We start from the raw sequence: 14,857 nt of genomic DNA on the forward strand, positions 1-14,857 counted from the left end.
GTCCCCCAGAACGATGAAAAAGAAACTAACGAACAGATACCTTGAAAGCCTCACCCCTCCTGAGACGGGACGTCTTGAGGTGTCTGACACAGAGCGCAAAGGGTTGAGGTTTCGGCTTTCCTCTACCGGCAAAGCAGTATGGATGTATGAAAAGCGGATAAAGGGCGGGCCAAAGCGCAAACATACGCTTGGCCAGTGGCCTAAGCCTGTCAGTCTATCAGAAGCCCGCAAGATGGCGTTGGAGATTGAAGCCGAGGCCGCGCAAGGAATTGACCGGATCGCAAACGCAGTGGCAGAGAGGCGCGAAAGGAAGCGATTGCAGGCATCCACGCAAACGGTGTCACAGGTGTTGGATATCTATGACGCCATACATTTATCCAGCCTCAGAACACGCGATGAAAGGCTGCGCCAGTTGCGCCAATCCCTATCTGAGCATCTGGAAACCCCAATCACTGAATTGACGCGAGCCGATATACAAAAGGCCGTGGACGCAAAGGCGTCGGCAGGCCGAAAGGCTTATGCTAATCGTATCCGGGCTGCGTTGTCCGCGTTTTCAAATTGGGCATGGGTTCGTGGTTACATCTCTGAGAATATCGCCAGTGGGATTGCGAAGGCCACGACCGAGCATGCACGTGAGCGGGTTCTATCGATTGGCGAGATAAGGGCAATCTGGCAGGCTACATTTCAGATGGGCCCGGTTTGGGGACCGGTGTTCCGGCTTTTGTTGCTTACTTGTCAGCGCAGGGGCGAAATCCTGGGCCTTAAATGGGAAGAAATCACATTCGACGCAGCGCGAATGACTAAGCCCGGTTCTCAAACTAAGAATAAGAAACCGCACATAACCCATTTGTCCAACCCGGCCCTAAAGGAATTGAAGGCGCTTCATTCCGAAGACACAGATACCGGCTTTGTGTTTACCACAACCGGCGACACGCCTGTGTCAGGGATCGGTAAGGCAAAGGCGCGACTGGACAAGCTTTTGCCTGATAGTTTTGAGCATTGGCGGATACATGACATCAGAACCGGATTTGCTACAAAGATGGCTGATGCGGGGGAAAATGAGGCTGTTGTGGATCGCATATTGAATCACTCGGCAACAGCATCCGCTCCGACGCTCGTTGGGCGCGTTTACAATCAGGCTCAATTGCTGGATCAGCGCGCGGTCGCGTTGGATAAGTGGGCAGAACTGGTGACGCAGGAAGGCGCAGACGTGATTGCGATTGGGGGCCGGGGTGACTGACGAAAGGTCGGAGCGCAGAGCCTCACTTATTGAGGCCATCAAGAGATTGTCCAACTCAATTAGTGATGATGATGCGCAGACACACGCAGAGGCATTGGAGCGGTGTTTCAGCCTTGCGTCCAGTCTCCAATCTGTTGAGCGGATGGACCGGGAGCCAAAAAAAGACATTGACGACATCAAGAAGGCTGCAAGGTCTTTGGCTTCTGCTGCTAAACAACTGGAAAGGGTCGGATGGCACGGAAGCAAGACGTTTCCGCAGGTTTTGAAATGCTTCTTTCCGAATTCTGACGCCGAGTTTGTCGCGCTCACAGCGAATAATCTAGCTCAGAAAGAACTAGTAGAATCGCTGAATGTTATGAGCGACATTTTGAATTCAGCGGCGGCGTCCGTAAATCCCGATGCGCTTTCTGTGAACAGTGCGTTCAGCGATGAACCAGAATTTGCAATCGTCAACAAAAACAAACCAACCGAAACCGCCGCCATGTTATTTGCCGCCGATTGCGCAAAGGTCTATTTTGCTGTTACCGGCTCAATGCCGACTGTGAATACAAATCCTCATGAATGGGGCAACCGAGCTTACGGCCCGTTTCTTGACTTTGTGACTATGGCGTTTTCTGCCGTGGGAACCACTGCTAGCCCAGAAGCGTGGGCGCGCGCGGCATGTAAGGAATTTTCCCCGCCAGGCGATTAAGAAAGCTCCTTTATACCTCTGCGAGCAAGCTCCGTACGTTTCTCCGTATCAACACGGATACGGAGAAACAAACATGGATATTGTTGGAAATCACAACACTCGCCCACGGGCAACGGATGTGTCCGGGGCGGTAACTTACACCGGGATGTCCCGGAGTACCCTCTATGAGGAAATGAAGGCCGGGCGGCTCAAGTATGTCAAAATCGGCAACTCTACCCGGTTAGAGTACGACGAGTTGGATCGTTGGTTCAATCAAGTCGCTGAACCCGCCGCTTAATCAAAACCCGCACCCAGAACTAGGGCGCGGGCGGCATACGATTGCGGCTGGTGGAATAGTTGCGATTGTAACCGTTTCTCGCCCTTGGTGCAACAACCAAGGAGAAGAAACTTGAGTATTGAGCAGAAACAGGAATTCGAACTCCCACCGTCAAACGCATTGCGCGTGTATCGCTGGGCAGACCTACCGAACCTAACGGCTCCGGCACTCTACCGGATTACAGATCCGGGTCAGGAACCACGTGAAATCTACGCATCCAAGCACAAGCGCCAAGTCCTTGAGGGTTTGATGCGGTCGACTCTTTACGCGGCCAGCTACTGCCGCCTGTCGGACCAGGTGCTGCCTCTACGGCGCGATGACGGCGTGAACATCGAATGCAAGATGTATCGGGGCGATGCAGATACCGGACGCCAGAAGTTCGGCATCTATTTCCTCGTCAGCAAAGTTGAGCTGATCCAGGCGAACGAGGTGGCGGCATGAGAACCCGCGACCTTCAGATCCATGCTCTTCGCCGCAAGCATGCATTGAGTGAAGCATCCGCAAGGCTGATCGCAGAACTGTACTTTGGGGAGGGCCGCTAATGGCCCTCATCACCCAGATCCCCAAGAACAGCCGCGAGGAATTCCGCGTCAGCCGGGATGACTTTCAGGGGCATGACCTCATCAATATTCGCGTGTTCTTCGTCTCTAAAGACGGAGAGATGCTGCCCGGCAAGCAAGGTGTCGCCTTCAAGGCTGAATTGCTGCCTGAGTTCATAGACGCGCTCAACAAGGCAGAGGCTGCGTAGATGGGGCGCGACAGGCGAAACGAGAAACGCGGCGAGCACTTCACTAAGCTTGTCCGAAACATGATGGAGACGCCCGCTTGGCGGGCGCTCTCCCCTGTCGCACAGGCTCTGTACCCCTGGCTTAAGCTTGAATGGCGGGGGCCGGAGAACAACAACAACGGCAGGATCAGCCTAAGCGTTCGGCAGGCCGCAGAGCGTGTTGGCGTCACGCGCAACACAGTCGCCAATGGCTTTCGTGAATTGCAGGCCAAAGGTTTCATAACGGTGACTAAACCACCCAAGCTTGGTGACAGTGGCGTCGCGACTTCGCCGCTGTTTGAACTTACCGAGATATCGCTACCGACAGCACACGGGGACGGCGGGCGCAGGTTATACAAGCAGTGGTCCGAAGGCGCGGATTTCCCGGTCATCAAAGCCCCAACTCACAACCCAAATGGGACCAACGGAAAAGAAAAACCCCGTCATCAAAATGATGACAGCACCGTCTTAAAATTTGTGCCGGGGACAGCAGAGGCGGCACAAAAATGATGACAGGGCGGCTCAAAATTTGTGCCGAAAACACCCCATTTGGGCAGGGCTCCCGGCTCAATATTGATGACATCCTTATCTACCAGGGGGTCTGGGGGAAACGGACACCTTCTACCCAACAATCCAACACAGCGAGGCATGAGCAATGACGGATGAATCCGACCGTATCAACGGCGCAACAACGGATGAAAGGAACCCAGACGGGACGTTTGCACCAGGCAATTCTGGCAGGCCTAGAGGCGCAAGACACCGCATCACAAGGGCAGTCGAAGAACTGCTTGAGGGCCAATCTGAGCAAATCACACAGAAGGCGGTTGCGCTGGCGCTTGATGGCGACAGCACGGCCCTGCGTCTTTGTCTGGAGCGGATTGCGCCCACCCGAAAGGACGCGCCCATCAATTTCGACCTTCCGCCCATCAAATCTGCTGAGGACGCCTCTGAAGCAGCACAAGCGGTCCTGCAGGCCGTTTCTCAGGGTGAGGTGACCCCGCTTGAGGGCGCAACTGTCATGGGTCTGGTGGAGCAGTACAGGCGGGTGCTGGAAACGACAGAACTGGAACGCAGAATTGCAGCATTGGAGGCAGTGAAATGAGCGGATTGTCAAAGCGCATCACCAAGCTGGAAACGCGAAGTGCAGACGGGCCTCAGCAATTTATGGTGCTTCGTTCAATCGTCAGCCGAGCCGCTGACGGAAGCCTGATTGAACGGCTCTCAACAATTCGCGGCTTTGGCAAACTGCTTAGCCGCAAGGGCGACGAAACGGATCAAGAGTTCATTGCCCGAGCCAAGATAGAACTGAAGGAGTAGACCCAATGAGCCTGAAAACAAGAGTACAGAGAATCGAAAGCCAATCACCTGTCGGTGGCATCGAGCCGGATGCAATCTTTGTGTGCTCGCTAAGTCCGATTCACGACTCCGAAGGCAACGTCATCCCACGTAAGCCGGGGGACACAGACGGGCAGACACCGGGATTTGCAATCATAGTTAAGGGGCCTAACGCACGCAGGCAGGTCGCCAGTGAAGATGCTGAAACTATGGAAGACTTCAAAGCCCGTGTTGAGCGTGTCGTGGAGGGCTTGGAATGAATATCCGAAAAAGAGTTGGAAAGCTTGAGAGCGCCGCACCAATCGAGGCGGCGTCCTTGTCGCTCAAGTTTATCACAGAACCCTCTGGGAAGTTGGTCGCTGCAGAGCTACCGGAGCTTGGGTTGTCGCCAATATACCGACTTAAAGATGAGACCGAGGCCAAGTTCAAGGAACGTGCGCACCTTGAGCTGGTGAATTCTCATACCAAGCGCCCAGGCCGCTTCTATGAACTGCTTGATACCCCAACCCTAGAAGCATGCATGACGGCACTAACTGCCGTGATTTCTGCATACGACCCGAAGTTGCTGGCCAATCTCAAAGAGAATGGAGATTTGAATGCCTAATCTGAACAACCGTATCCAAAAACTAGAAACCCGCTCGTCTGAGCCGAAGGTCCACTATACATGGGTGGAGCCCGGATTGACCGAAGCGCAACTGGAAGCACACGTACAGCAGGTCAGGCGTGAACAAGGGATACCGGATGACACAAATGTCATACCGGTTCGCTGGATGGAGTAGTTTGAAAGCGCGGGATATATCAGCCCTATGCGAAGTCGGTAGGCTCAGGAGTTGAGGAAAGCGGTTAACGAACATGTGCGTCTGACCCGCGCTTTGGAGCGGCTGGCGGGAAGCTTACCAAAGACATAAACGCAGAAGAACTGGCCGCAGCGGACGAAAGGCTTGCCCATGAGAAAGCGTCTACTGACCGCATCAGCGATGAGAGCGTGCAAGACCTCTTGGAATGTGACCGCGAATCTTGAATCGACGATCAAGCTACTTCGAAAAAAATTGCTCGGTTCATTAGCCGAGAAGACGGCCTCATGAGTCTTCCCGGCTATGCTTGTTCCCGGTATCCTTCTATAAGGAGGTGCCAACATGGAACGGCGAATTGCGGCAGTGCTTGCGGCTGACATGGTTGGCTTTAGCCGTCTGGTTGAGCTCGACGAAATTGGTACACTCCAGCGTCAGAAACGTCATCTCCGCGAGCTCATAGAACCAACTATTCAAGCAAAACACGGCCACATCATTAAACTAACTGGTGACGGATTGTTGGCGGAGTTCGCTTCCGTTGTCGAAGCAGTTCAGACTGCGGTAGCTGTCCAAACAGAGATGGCCGCTCGTGAAGAAGATCAGCCCGACGACCAGAAGATATTGTATCGGGTCGGCATCCATCTTGGCGACGTTGTATTCGATGAGGGAGATGTTTACGGGGATGGCGTCAACGTAGCTGCCCGACTGGAGGCCCTTGCTGAACCAGGGGGAGTGGTGATTTCCGGCACGGCTTACGATGTACTCAAGACAAACGTCGACGTCGCCTACAAATCGTTGGGCGAGAAACACTTAAAGAATATCGCAACGCCAGTACGTGTTTACCAAGTAGTGGAAGGCAAGGCTGTTCTTCCCTCGAGTCCAATGGGTAATAAACGTATAGGCCTTTTTGCATCTGGCGCATTCTTTGTGGTTGCGTTGTTGGCATTGTACTTATGGATTTCTAGGGCAGATTCAAACAGGTTGGATACGCTCATGTTTGAATTGTCACAGGACATTGAAAACGAACAATATTTGGCTGCTGAAGCTACCATCGACTTGATTGAAAGGGAGATTCTGCCCTTAGAAACGCCTGATCAAGAAAGAACCTTGTCCTCGCTTGCGGACAAGGTACTTCTTCTCGGGAGTGAATCTGGCTTTAACAGAAACGGAAGAAGGGCCCTAGCAGGAAAAATTTTCTCAACAATCAAAAACAATGGTTCGTTCCCGCTTCAGTACTATTTTTTGCCAGACGCACTTTCTGGGAAGGACCTTGTAGCGATTGACTTTTCTAATATAGAAGTCGATGGAATGAGTTTTTCTGGAGCATTTTTGATTTTCTCAAGCTTTGACGGCTCGACTATTACCAACGTTGATTTCACCAACGCTAAGTTGCGAAGTGTTTCGTTTTTCGGCACCAAATTCGACGACGTCGATTTTCGAAATACAGATTGGTTCAACGCCTTTGGAATCAGCGTCGATGAATTTTCAGGAAATGAACTAGATAAACTTCAACAATGTCCGGGCGAAATTCGTGACTTCACCAGCTATTTTGGCGACCACTATTTTTACGAATTTGGTGAGCTACCAGATGACTTGAAAGAAGCGCTAATTGAAAACTGGTCAGTATATACTTCGAAAGGTGGGCTTTGCGACCTAGTTCGTAGAAGAAGCGATTGAATTCAAATACTGGACAAAATTTGCGCAGCTTCATGGCATCGAATTCCTTGGCAGACCATATTGAACAAACCGGCTTTTTTGCTCGTATTCAGTTGTCGTTAACGGCCTGAAGGTAGGGTTTCAACCAGGCGGCAGGCAACCAGTTGTCGAAGCCAACATAGCGAACCTTATATGCGGCCATTCCGTTTGATACTATTGGCCCATCGACAACCGTCCCGACTTCGCTACGGGTGTTATCGGGAAAGTTGGCTATTACCTTGTCGCCGATTTCCATTATCTCATCCGCTGGTTAGTACGCCACCACCAATATCCAAACAACGATAGCCACCACAAATGCGCATGCCAACAGGTCTAATTGCTCCATCCTTCACCGCCTGTTATCACCCACAGCACTTGGCTTGTCAGCTATCGCGCTGCCTTTGCAATACGTAAAAAATCACCCGGGCGGCACGTTCCTGTTCGTCTTCTGCGGTGGAAAGGAACTCCACGAATTCCTCATCAGCGAACATTTCAGACGCCAAACTCTTCGCTGTGTTGATATCATGGTCAACAGTCGTCATCGGTTTTCCTATATACAGTACGCGAGCGAACCGGCAGTTGGAGCTTCTACGCGTTTCTATGGGCCACCCTTAGACTACACCAAGGTTCCTTCGCCGGAACTACCGCCACCAACTCCACCGGAAGCATGGCAAAACAACGCTCATTGCGTTTCAGAGCGCGAATATTCGCTTGGTGGGCAACTGCCGGAGTTCAGCCACTGTAGTTCACAACCCCAAGACCACGCTTGAATGAACACGCCAAAGACTGCCGCCATGACCGCCAAAGCACCGAAGCCGCGCTCAAACCACGCCAAACGCTGTATCTGTTGGGTAACAATTTGCTCACCGTCCCAATAGAGTCGGTGGCCCGCATCGATACCGATGTTGTCCATCTCATCTATGGAAATAGTCCTGACGCCATTAGGCCATTTTGCCGGGTCGGCTTTCTTAAAATTTGGTTTTTCATCTGCCATATCTCGGACTTTAACAGTTGACGATTTTCTTTCCACAATGACGAAAAGCCAGCACTGAAAACAAAGGGAAATTCCAACAGGGCGTGAGGTGCTATTTTACCTCACAATCACACAGATACTCCTGCCACGTTCTTGCTTTATTAGCGGTAATATGATACCCCAATTGCAATAAAATCGGGGGCAGGAAATGGAAGCAACACAGGAACAAGGTCAAAGCCCAAAACAGAAGGCGGAGCGCCTAGACCTTTCGGACGAAATGTCGCCCGAGGACTTTGAAGCTATTGACGATGACAAGGCTGCGCTAATCCAGTCCGGGCGCGTTCAGTTCTGGCGCATCAACGGCACTGTCGGTGTTTTCACTGAAAGTATCGTACCCGGTGTTTGGCAGCTTAGCGTGAACTTTGCAGACCTGGACCGTGACAATCTCGACCAAGAACTAAAGGCCGTTGTTCGGTCCTTCTGGGATGCGCAATCCCCCGAATATATCACCGCAACCTGCGCGGTGAACTGGGCAAACACGTGGCTGATGCAATCTGCCGGGTTTCGACAAGCTGGCGTCCTGCCACTCACGGACGGTCCATCAATCATATGGGGCTGGCGTCTGTACCAATGAACCAGCTACCGCAATCAAAGGAATTACAAGATGGGCAAGCCTAAAGCACCCAAGACCCCTGACCCGCGCGAAACATCAGCGGCACAGACGGGCACCAGCGTTGCCACAGCATTGGCAAATGCAAATCTGAACAACGTCTCTCAGGTCACACCTGACGGAACGCTGAACTATGACCAGACCGGCTCACATACGTTCCGCGACCCGTACACGAAGAAGAGTTACAAAATCCCGACGTTCACAGCGACACAAACGCTTTCGCGCGCGCAGCAGAATATCAAGGACCAGAACGACGCCGCGCAGCTAAATCTGGCGACACTGGCAAATGACCAATCCGCATTTCTCGGCGACTATATGGCCGAGCCGTTCCAATACAACGTTGGGGACCATGAGGCGTGGGCCGGGGGTTTGTATGATGACCTGAATTCCGAGCAAAACGCAAATGCGGTTGAGGCGCTCAATGCCCAGCTTTCGAACCGGGGCATACAAATGGGCTCGGAAGCATACGACCGAGAAATGGCTAATCTTCGTGAAAGCCAGATGGACTCTCGTAACAGGTTCATGCTGGACAGCTACAACACCGGCATGAATTCGGCCATGGCGCAGCGGAACCAGCCGATTAACGAGATTACGGCCTTGATGAGCGGTTCGCAGGTATCTCACCCCAACTTTGTGAACACGCCGACAAACTCAATCCCGACAACGGACGTCGCTGGGAATATCAACAAGAACTACAACCAGCGGCTCGGCATATGGCAGCAGGATGTGAACAACCGCAATCAAATTATGGGCGGACTGTTTGGGCTGGGTTCTGCAGGCATCATGGCAGGGAGACGCCCATGACGGAGATTTGTGGAGCAAAGTTATCAGACGGCTCGACCTGCACAGCAAAGCCGGTTGAGGGGAAAACACGCTGTCGCCTTCATGGCGGTCTGTCCACTGGGGCAAAGACTGCTGAGGGGCGAAAACGTCAGTCAGAAGGCGCCAAGGCCCGCTGGCGGGAAATTCACCAAGCGTTGGCAATGGCCAGCGTAGCTAATGAGGCAAGGGCATGATTGGATATAAAGGATATACAGGGCCTAAGAAATCTGGATTCGTCTTTGGGGGCGATACCGGCATTTCTCACGAGCAGTTGCAGACCAAGCGCAGGATTGCCGACGCATTGGCAGCGAATGTCGGACGAACACCCCGGAACGTTGGAGAGGGCCTAACCGCTATCGGCAACGCTCTGATGTATCGCGGCATGATGAACCAGATTGACGAAGGTGAGGCCCAGGGTCAGAGCAAGGCGCATGAGCTCATCTTGGCTGCGTTGCAAGGCCGCGAACCAAAGCCCTACGCATCGAGTACCGGTCCAATGACAATGCTCGGCATTCCACCGCGTACTGAAGAGCAAGTAATCGGCGACGATGCCATGGCCGCGCTCGGGAAAACCGACGCAATGTCTGACGGCGGATACTTCGCCATGTTGGAGCAACAGCACGGCCTGCCCTCTGGATACCTGACACGCACCGCCCAGATTGAAAGCGGCGGCAACCCGAATGCGCAGAACTCAAATTCCAGCGCTGGGGGTATGTTCCAATTCATCGACAGCACGGCTCAACAGTACGGGCTGACGGACAAGACTGACGTTCGCGCCTCGGCGTCTGCTGCGGCCCGTTTGGCGGCTGACAACACCGCCCACTTACGGCAAGTGCTTGGACGCGAGCCAACAGCGGCAGAACTCTACCTTGCTCACCAGCAGGGCGCTGGGGGTGCTGCTACATTGCTTTCAAACCCGAACGCCAATGCTGCCAGTTTGCTCGGCAATGACGCCGTGATGTTGAACGGTGGCAAATCACACATGACAGCCGCTGAATTCGCAAACAAGTGGACAGGTAAGTTTGGTGGCGCGGCCCCTGAGCCCCAACGCGCCGACTACAGCGCGTTCTATAAGGCGCTTAATAGCCCTTGGGTAAGCCAGGAACAGAAAGCCATGTTGATGGCAGAACTGGACGACCGCAGAGCGGCGGATGACCGGGCCTATGACCGCTGGGCACAGGCAAACGACCCGATGCGCCAGATGCAGCTTGAAAAAGCCCGACTAGAGATTGAGCGCATGCAGAACCCACCAGAGGAAAAGACCGCACTCATGCGCAATTATGAGGCGGCTGTAGAAGGCGGGTATCAGGGCGATATCGTTCAGTATCAGACCGATATCAAAAAGGCCGGTGCGGCGCAGAATAACATCACTGTTGGTCTTGGCCCGAATGGTGAGCAAACACCATATTCGCAACCCGTCACTCCCGCACAAGAAAAGGTGGACGAGGAATTTGCAAAGACCTACGTGCCTTGGTCGCAGGGCGGTGGCGCAGACATGGCGAGTCAGATTGCGCAAATCGAAACTGTTGCGGACCAGTTGGAGAACGGCAGCGCCAACTTGACTGGCCCGGTTCTCGGCAGTTTGCCAGACTTCATTGGAGCGGCAACGCACCCTAAAGCCGTCGCGGCGCGAGAGACGGTTGAAAACGTAGTGCAGCGCAACCTACGCCTGCTTCTAGGTGCGCAGTTTACAGCGAAAGAGGGCGAGCAACTGATAGCCCGTGCATACAACGCCCGGCTTCCAGAGGCTGAGAACGCCAAGCGCCTACGCCGTCTATCTCTGGCGATGAAGGCAGCGGCGCAGGATACGCAATCCCAAGTCGATTACTATCAGAAGAATGGCACCCTGACTGGCTGGGAAGGCCGTCAATGGACCATTGCCGACTTTGAGGCCGCAATTGAGGGAGGTGACGAAACTGAGCCGCCCCAACAGCAGCAATCGAGCAGAAATGGCCCCAAAGTCGGCACAATCGAAGACGGCTACCGCTTCCTTGGCGGCGACCCGCAAAACCCTGAGAATTGGGAGCAAGTGAACTGATGGCTGGACCGTGGGAAAAGTACAAAAAGCCCGAGGGCAAGCCTTGGGAGAAATACGAAAATCAGCAACCGCAGGGGGACGGCTCTACAGTCGCCCCCTATGACCCGTCCTTGTTTGAACGCGCCATGACAAGCCTGCGTCAGAGCGGGATTGTTCCCCGTGCCAATATCAGGGACTTCGAAAGCATCGGCGCAGGCGTTCGCAGTGCTGTAGATACCGGGCTGTTTGGGTTCGGTGACGAACTCTTGGCGGCGGGCAACACCGCTACTGGTATCGGCGGTGATTTTGGTGATTTCTCCGGCAATCTGCAAAGACAGCAGGCGCGGTCAAAGGCGGCTGACGTACACCACCCTACGGCTTCAACTGTTGGCGATGTGGCGGGCCTTGCGACAGGTGTTGCGGGCGCTGGAAAGCTTGGGCTGAGCCTTGCAAAGAATGCAAAAACACCGGGCGCAGCGATTAAGGGCTCGGCTGGCGACGGCTTGCTGTATGGCGGCGCAGCCGGAGCCGGTCACACAGATGGCGACCTAGCAGAGCGGGGCACAGGCGCGCTTGAAAGCGGCGCAATCGGCGCTGTTACTGGAGGCGCTGCATCTGGAATTCTGATGAGCGCTCCAGCAATGCAAGGATACCTTGCCCGCAGATTTGGCAAGCCCAACTCTCAAGCAAAGGCTCGGATTGCACAAATGCTATCACCTGATTCAGCGGCTAAACTGGATGAGCTCGGCCCCGATGGAATGCTGATAGACGTCATGGGCGAACGTGGGCGCGCTCTGGGGCGCGCTGCGGCCAATTCCAGCCCCGAGGCCCGCGAAGCACTGGAAACCGCCTCACGGACGCGTATGGCAGGCCAGAGCGACCGTTTGACCGATAGCCTGCTGACTGCATCTCGCATGGATGCGCCGCAATCGGCTGATGATTTGGTATCTGCCATTCGCAAACGAGCCCGCCCTGATATTAACGCGGCCTACAATCAGGCCCGCTCACTGGGTCACGATATCGACATGTCAGCTTTTGATGACCTGTTCTCAAGCGACATGGGTCAGAAAGCACTACAACAGGGCCAGCGCCTCGCACGTGACCGGATGATTGCAGAAGGCGTCCCCGGCGAACCCTCTACGCTGGCAATTCTGGACGAAGCCAAGAGGGCCTTGGACGACATGGCGCGCCCCAACCTTGGTCAGAGCCAGGACAATCAGCAAGCTATTGCTGGAATGCTGTCTAAGCAGGTTCGCCAACGCATTGATGACCTGATGCCTGAATACGGCGGCGCTCGGGAATTGGCAGCAAGCGCTCATAATCGGGTGAATGCTGTGAATATCGGCGCAGAGGGTGCAAAGCCCCGTGTTTCGGCAGACTATGCCCGACGCGCAGAGAAAGCCGCATTCGCGCACCCTGACGAAGTTGCGCAGGGCTATGCCAGCGGCAAGATTGATGCGCTGCAGAACCGCAGGGACACGCCGGGCGCTGTTGATACCCTATTCGGCCCACTTCGTCAGCAGGACGCCATGCAAGCCGCTCTGGGGCCAGAGGGCGCTGCTGCGGTTCAGAAACAGATTGCCAACGAACGCACCTTTGGCGAGACGCACAAGGCGCTTACTGGGAATTCAACCACGGCCCGCCAGTTGATTGAGCAAGGCATAGTTGGCAGCGCGGGTGCTGGCACTGGCTTTGCCGTCACGGGCGACATGACCGGCGCTGGTGGTGGTGTGGCCGCTGCGTTGCTGGCAAGGCGTGGCGGTGCTGCTGCGCTTCGGCATATGTCGGCGGGTCGAGAAGCTAAGGTTGCTCCTGTTATTGCCGAAATGCTGACAAGGGCGGGCGTACCGGCGCAGGTTCAGCAGGCAGTCACAAAGGCACCCGACAGGGTAAAGGAGATAATCGCCCGAGCGCTGATGATGAACGCAACCGGTCCTCAGTTTAGCCCTGAGTAAAGGATATAGGCCCCGTAAAGCGCGGGGCCTATCACACCAATTAGCGAAGCAATGCCTAACGCACCCCAGCCAAGCGGGGAAAGCTGTCTATCGGTGTCAGTGGCCACACCCCAAAGTGACCAGCAAATAAATCCGAACACCGACGCAGACGCCGCAACCACGCAATACAGTTCTAGAATAGTCAGGTCAGCAACTGTCATGTCCTCAACATGGGCACCGGCAAAGAGCGTTTAAAGCCCAGAGGCGTAGTTAGCCCCGGAATGCCCAATGATATCAATGCCAGTTCCTGGATAAGGTACACTCCATCGCAGACCGCAATAACGCGACAATCTGGATAGAGCATTACGACCCGCCCCACGTGAGTCTCAGTTTCAACCATTACCCGTGGCAGAGCGCGCACCGGATATCGCAGCGTGCCAACAAGATGGCGCAGAACTATTCGCGGGGCTGGCACTGCCTGTATTGCGGTGAGCTCATGCCGGAATGGAAACGGGTGGACGCCAAGTATTGCAAGGAAGGCTGTCGCAAGATGGCTGCGAGAAAGCGGGGCGAAACAATGGTGAAATGCAATTGAGGCAACAAGTTTAGTTGAACTAGTCAATCCGCGGTGACCTTGGCCTCATTGTCGTTCTCAAGGATATCAGACCACAAATCAGCCGAAGCTGTACTCCCATCCCCCGATTGCTTGTCGTCTACATCCATTGTTACCACAGGTACCCGTTCCTTCCCTTCGAGCGCAAGATAGACTTCATTAAACTGTTCAGCGGCCAGTTCCTTGCAAATAGTCGTTTCTTTAAGGCAATACGCAACACCCGAGGCAATTACCAAGAACTTTGCAATATCAAATTCTGGTGGTTCAAACTCGGCGTATCTGGTTTTCAATGAACGGTTTAGTTTAACAGTTACTGTATATCGACCGGGTTTAAAGGTGAACAGCGGTTCGTCTGATGTCTTTTGCTTTTTACTAAGTTCGTCCGTTACTAGCTCCGCAACATTCTTTTCGCCCTTGAGCCAGATGTCCTCAAAAAGATCCGGGTTCTTTTTCAAAACTTCGGCAATTACAGGGCCAAATTCTTCTTGAAACACTGCCCTAAATTCCGCCGTGGCCAAAGAGTTTTGAGACAACCGTTCAGGGAGAAGTTTGTCAATTTCTGCTTGGTACTTTTCAGCCGCCAATGCGCGTTTGATGTCTTCATCTGTCGGGTAGGTTTTTATTATTAAAGGGCTAGGCAACAATCCTCGGCTGGGAAGAACGTTCGCTGCATGGTTTGGATTTTCAGTTGGTCCTCGGAACTTGTGACGCCCGAAGGGACCTCCTGGTTCTTTGGCACCTCCATACTTGGATCCAGCTTTCGTTTTGGGTTTGTCTAAGCCCCTCTTTAAGTTTAGAAATTGGGCTGACACAGGCTCCATTAGAGATATGCTGAAGGCAAGTGCAACGGCAAATGCCACTGTCCGTCTAAAATGAATTTTTATCATGGTGGACCGCCTAGAAGGAACTTGTGACACTCAAGAATATGCAGTGATCCAAATAACCATATCACAGAAACGATTTACGCGCTAATTCGACTATTTCGACTTTGCGC

General features: G+C 53.7%; 21 protein-coding genes. 17 read left to right on the forward strand and 4 right to left on the reverse strand.

What is annotated here, in order from left to right:
* The first annotated feature begins 13 nt into the window (after positions 1-13).
* The 12 genes from ACR0LX_RS09380 (at position 14) to ACR0LX_RS09435 (ending at position 6,816) form a co-directional block, all read left to right on the forward strand.
* The gene (locus ACR0LX_RS09380; protein ID WP_480783465.1) at positions 14-1,240 is read left to right on the forward strand and encodes a tyrosine-type recombinase/integrase; all 1,227 of its coding nucleotides are present in this window, start codon (positions 14-16) and stop codon (positions 1,238-1,240) included.
* On the forward strand, positions 1,233-1,931 hold the full coding sequence (locus ACR0LX_RS09385; protein WP_480783466.1) for a hypothetical protein: 699 nt from the start codon (positions 1,233-1,235) through the stop codon (positions 1,929-1,931). The genes ACR0LX_RS09380 and ACR0LX_RS09385 overlap by 8 nt, the downstream gene beginning before the upstream one ends.
* Before the next feature lie 73 nt (positions 1,932-2,004).
* On the forward strand, positions 2,005-2,208 hold the full coding sequence (locus tag ACR0LX_RS09390; RefSeq protein WP_480783467.1) for a helix-turn-helix domain-containing protein: 204 nt from the start codon (positions 2,005-2,007) through the stop codon (positions 2,206-2,208).
* A gap of 111 nt (positions 2,209-2,319) precedes the next feature.
* On the forward strand, positions 2,320-2,688 hold the full coding sequence (locus ACR0LX_RS09395) for a hypothetical protein (protein WP_480783468.1): 369 nt from the start codon (positions 2,320-2,322) through the stop codon (positions 2,686-2,688).
* Positions 2,689-2,788: 100 nt separating this feature from the next.
* On the forward strand, positions 2,789-2,995 hold the full coding sequence (locus ACR0LX_RS09400; RefSeq protein ID WP_480783469.1) for a transcriptional coactivator p15/PC4 family protein: 207 nt from the start codon (positions 2,789-2,791) through the stop codon (positions 2,993-2,995).
* Positions 2,996-3,523 (forward strand): hypothetical protein, encoded by a 528-nt coding sequence (locus ACR0LX_RS09405; protein WP_480783470.1) that lies wholly within the window; start codon positions 2,996-2,998, stop codon positions 3,521-3,523. It begins immediately after the preceding gene.
* Positions 3,524-3,668: 145 nt separating this feature from the next.
* A complete protein-coding gene (locus ACR0LX_RS09410; RefSeq protein WP_480783471.1) occupies positions 3,669-4,115 on the forward strand; it encodes a DUF5681 domain-containing protein in 447 nt (148 codons plus the stop codon).
* Positions 4,112-4,330 carry a hypothetical protein gene (locus tag ACR0LX_RS09415; protein ID WP_480783472.1) on the forward strand — a complete coding sequence of 73 codons (219 nt, stop codon included), beginning with the start codon at positions 4,112-4,114 and terminating at the stop codon, positions 4,328-4,330. Before ACR0LX_RS09410 ends, ACR0LX_RS09415 begins: the two co-directional genes overlap by 4 nt.
* A gap of 5 nt (positions 4,331-4,335) precedes the next feature.
* Positions 4,336-4,608 (forward strand): hypothetical protein, encoded by a 273-nt coding sequence (locus tag ACR0LX_RS09420; RefSeq protein WP_480783473.1) that lies wholly within the window; start codon positions 4,336-4,338, stop codon positions 4,606-4,608.
* Positions 4,605-4,952, forward strand: a complete 348-nt coding sequence (locus ACR0LX_RS09425) for a hypothetical protein (RefSeq protein ID WP_480783474.1) — start codon at positions 4,605-4,607, stop codon at positions 4,950-4,952. Before ACR0LX_RS09420 ends, ACR0LX_RS09425 begins: the two co-directional genes overlap by 4 nt.
* Positions 4,945-5,127 carry a hypothetical protein gene (locus tag ACR0LX_RS09430; protein ID WP_480783475.1) on the forward strand — a complete coding sequence of 61 codons (183 nt, stop codon included), beginning with the start codon at positions 4,945-4,947 and terminating at the stop codon, positions 5,125-5,127. The genes ACR0LX_RS09425 and ACR0LX_RS09430 overlap by 8 nt, the downstream gene beginning before the upstream one ends.
* A 357-nt stretch (positions 5,128-5,484) precedes the next feature.
* Positions 5,485-6,816, forward strand: a complete 1,332-nt coding sequence (locus tag ACR0LX_RS09435) for an adenylate/guanylate cyclase domain-containing protein (RefSeq protein ID WP_480783476.1) — start codon at positions 5,485-5,487, stop codon at positions 6,814-6,816.
* A gap of 88 nt (positions 6,817-6,904) precedes the next feature.
* Here the strand turns inward: ACR0LX_RS09435 and ACR0LX_RS09440 are convergent, their stop codons facing one another.
* The 3 genes from ACR0LX_RS09440 to ACR0LX_RS09450 form a co-directional block, all read right to left on the reverse strand.
* Positions 6,905-7,090 (reverse strand): hypothetical protein, encoded by a 186-nt coding sequence (locus ACR0LX_RS09440; protein WP_480783477.1) that lies wholly within the window; start codon positions 7,088-7,090, stop codon positions 6,905-6,907.
* Positions 7,091-7,217: 127 nt separating this feature from the next.
* The gene (locus ACR0LX_RS09445; protein WP_480783478.1) at positions 7,218-7,376 is read right to left on the reverse strand and encodes a hypothetical protein; all 159 of its coding nucleotides are present in this window, start codon (positions 7,374-7,376) and stop codon (positions 7,218-7,220) included.
* Positions 7,377-7,516: 140 nt separating this feature from the next.
* Positions 7,517-7,828, reverse strand: a complete 312-nt coding sequence (locus ACR0LX_RS09450) for a hypothetical protein (RefSeq protein ID WP_480783479.1) — start codon at positions 7,826-7,828, stop codon at positions 7,517-7,519.
* Positions 7,829-8,015: 187 nt separating this feature from the next.
* Here ACR0LX_RS09450 and ACR0LX_RS09455 point away from each other — a divergent pair, with 187 nt between their 5' ends.
* From ACR0LX_RS09455 to ACR0LX_RS09475, 5 genes are read left to right on the forward strand one after another with little or no spacing between them, the layout of a single operon-like run.
* Positions 8,016-8,441, forward strand: coding sequence for a hypothetical protein (locus ACR0LX_RS09455; protein ID WP_480783480.1), 426 nt, complete (start codon positions 8,016-8,018; stop codon positions 8,439-8,441).
* Positions 8,442-8,471: 30 nt separating this feature from the next.
* Positions 8,472-9,281 carry a hypothetical protein gene (locus tag ACR0LX_RS09460; RefSeq protein WP_480783481.1) on the forward strand — a complete coding sequence of 270 codons (810 nt, stop codon included), beginning with the start codon at positions 8,472-8,474 and terminating at the stop codon, positions 9,279-9,281.
* Positions 9,278-9,493, forward strand: a complete 216-nt coding sequence (locus tag ACR0LX_RS09465; RefSeq protein ID WP_480783482.1) for an HGGxSTG domain-containing protein — start codon at positions 9,278-9,280, stop codon at positions 9,491-9,493. The genes ACR0LX_RS09460 and ACR0LX_RS09465 overlap by 4 nt, the downstream gene beginning before the upstream one ends.
* Positions 9,490-11,337, forward strand: coding sequence for a transglycosylase SLT domain-containing protein (locus ACR0LX_RS09470; RefSeq protein ID WP_480783483.1), 1,848 nt, complete (start codon positions 9,490-9,492; stop codon positions 11,335-11,337). Before ACR0LX_RS09465 ends, ACR0LX_RS09470 begins: the two co-directional genes overlap by 4 nt.
* The gene (locus ACR0LX_RS09475) at positions 11,337-13,271 is read left to right on the forward strand and encodes a hypothetical protein (protein WP_480783484.1); all 1,935 of its coding nucleotides are present in this window, start codon (positions 11,337-11,339) and stop codon (positions 13,269-13,271) included. The genes ACR0LX_RS09470 and ACR0LX_RS09475 overlap by 1 nt, the downstream gene beginning before the upstream one ends.
* A 597-nt stretch (positions 13,272-13,868) precedes the next feature.
* Here ACR0LX_RS09475 and ACR0LX_RS09480 read toward each other — a convergent pair.
* Positions 13,869-14,750, reverse strand: coding sequence for a hypothetical protein (locus tag ACR0LX_RS09480; RefSeq protein ID WP_480783485.1), 882 nt, complete (start codon positions 14,748-14,750; stop codon positions 13,869-13,871).
* Positions 14,751-14,857: the final 107 nt, after the last annotated feature.

This window comes from Ruegeria sp. CH11 (assembly GCF_056537105.1).

Excerpts from the sequence above, each read along its gene's own strand:
- ACR0LX_RS09380 (WP_480783465.1), top strand. The coding sequence starts at position 14 with ATGAAAAAGAAACTAACGAACAGATACCTTGAAAGCCTCACCCCTCCT.
- ACR0LX_RS09390 (WP_480783467.1), top strand. The coding sequence starts at position 2,005 with ATGGATATTGTTGGAAATCACAACACTCGCCCACGGGCAACGGATGTG.
- ACR0LX_RS09400 (WP_480783469.1), top strand. The coding sequence starts at position 2,789 with ATGGCCCTCATCACCCAGATCCCCAAGAACAGCCGCGAGGAATTCCGC.
- ACR0LX_RS09405 (WP_480783470.1), top strand. The coding sequence starts at position 2,996 with ATGGGGCGCGACAGGCGAAACGAGAAACGCGGCGAGCACTTCACTAAG.
- ACR0LX_RS09410 (WP_480783471.1), top strand. The coding sequence starts at position 3,669 with ATGACGGATGAATCCGACCGTATCAACGGCGCAACAACGGATGAAAGG.
- ACR0LX_RS09415 (WP_480783472.1), top strand. The coding sequence starts at position 4,112 with ATGAGCGGATTGTCAAAGCGCATCACCAAGCTGGAAACGCGAAGTGCA.
- ACR0LX_RS09420 (WP_480783473.1), top strand. The coding sequence starts at position 4,336 with ATGAGCCTGAAAACAAGAGTACAGAGAATCGAAAGCCAATCACCTGTC.
- ACR0LX_RS09425 (WP_480783474.1), top strand. The coding sequence starts at position 4,605 with ATGAATATCCGAAAAAGAGTTGGAAAGCTTGAGAGCGCCGCACCAATC.
- ACR0LX_RS09430 (WP_480783475.1), top strand. The coding sequence starts at position 4,945 with ATGCCTAATCTGAACAACCGTATCCAAAAACTAGAAACCCGCTCGTCT.
- ACR0LX_RS09435 (WP_480783476.1), top strand. The coding sequence starts at position 5,485 with ATGGAACGGCGAATTGCGGCAGTGCTTGCGGCTGACATGGTTGGCTTT.
- ACR0LX_RS09440 (WP_480783477.1), bottom strand. The coding sequence starts at position 7,090 with ATGGAAATCGGCGACAAGGTAATAGCCAACTTTCCCGATAACACCCGT.
- ACR0LX_RS09445 (WP_480783478.1), bottom strand. The coding sequence starts at position 7,376 with ATGACGACTGTTGACCATGATATCAACACAGCGAAGAGTTTGGCGTCT.
- ACR0LX_RS09450 (WP_480783479.1), bottom strand. The coding sequence starts at position 7,828 with ATGGCAGATGAAAAACCAAATTTTAAGAAAGCCGACCCGGCAAAATGG.
- ACR0LX_RS09455 (WP_480783480.1), top strand. The coding sequence starts at position 8,016 with ATGGAAGCAACACAGGAACAAGGTCAAAGCCCAAAACAGAAGGCGGAG.
- ACR0LX_RS09460 (WP_480783481.1), top strand. The coding sequence starts at position 8,472 with ATGGGCAAGCCTAAAGCACCCAAGACCCCTGACCCGCGCGAAACATCA.
- ACR0LX_RS09465 (WP_480783482.1), top strand. The coding sequence starts at position 9,278 with ATGACGGAGATTTGTGGAGCAAAGTTATCAGACGGCTCGACCTGCACA.
- ACR0LX_RS09470 (WP_480783483.1), top strand. The coding sequence starts at position 9,490 with ATGATTGGATATAAAGGATATACAGGGCCTAAGAAATCTGGATTCGTC.
- ACR0LX_RS09475 (WP_480783484.1), top strand. The coding sequence starts at position 11,337 with ATGGCTGGACCGTGGGAAAAGTACAAAAAGCCCGAGGGCAAGCCTTGG.
- ACR0LX_RS09480 (WP_480783485.1), bottom strand. The coding sequence starts at position 14,750 with ATGATAAAAATTCATTTTAGACGGACAGTGGCATTTGCCGTTGCACTT.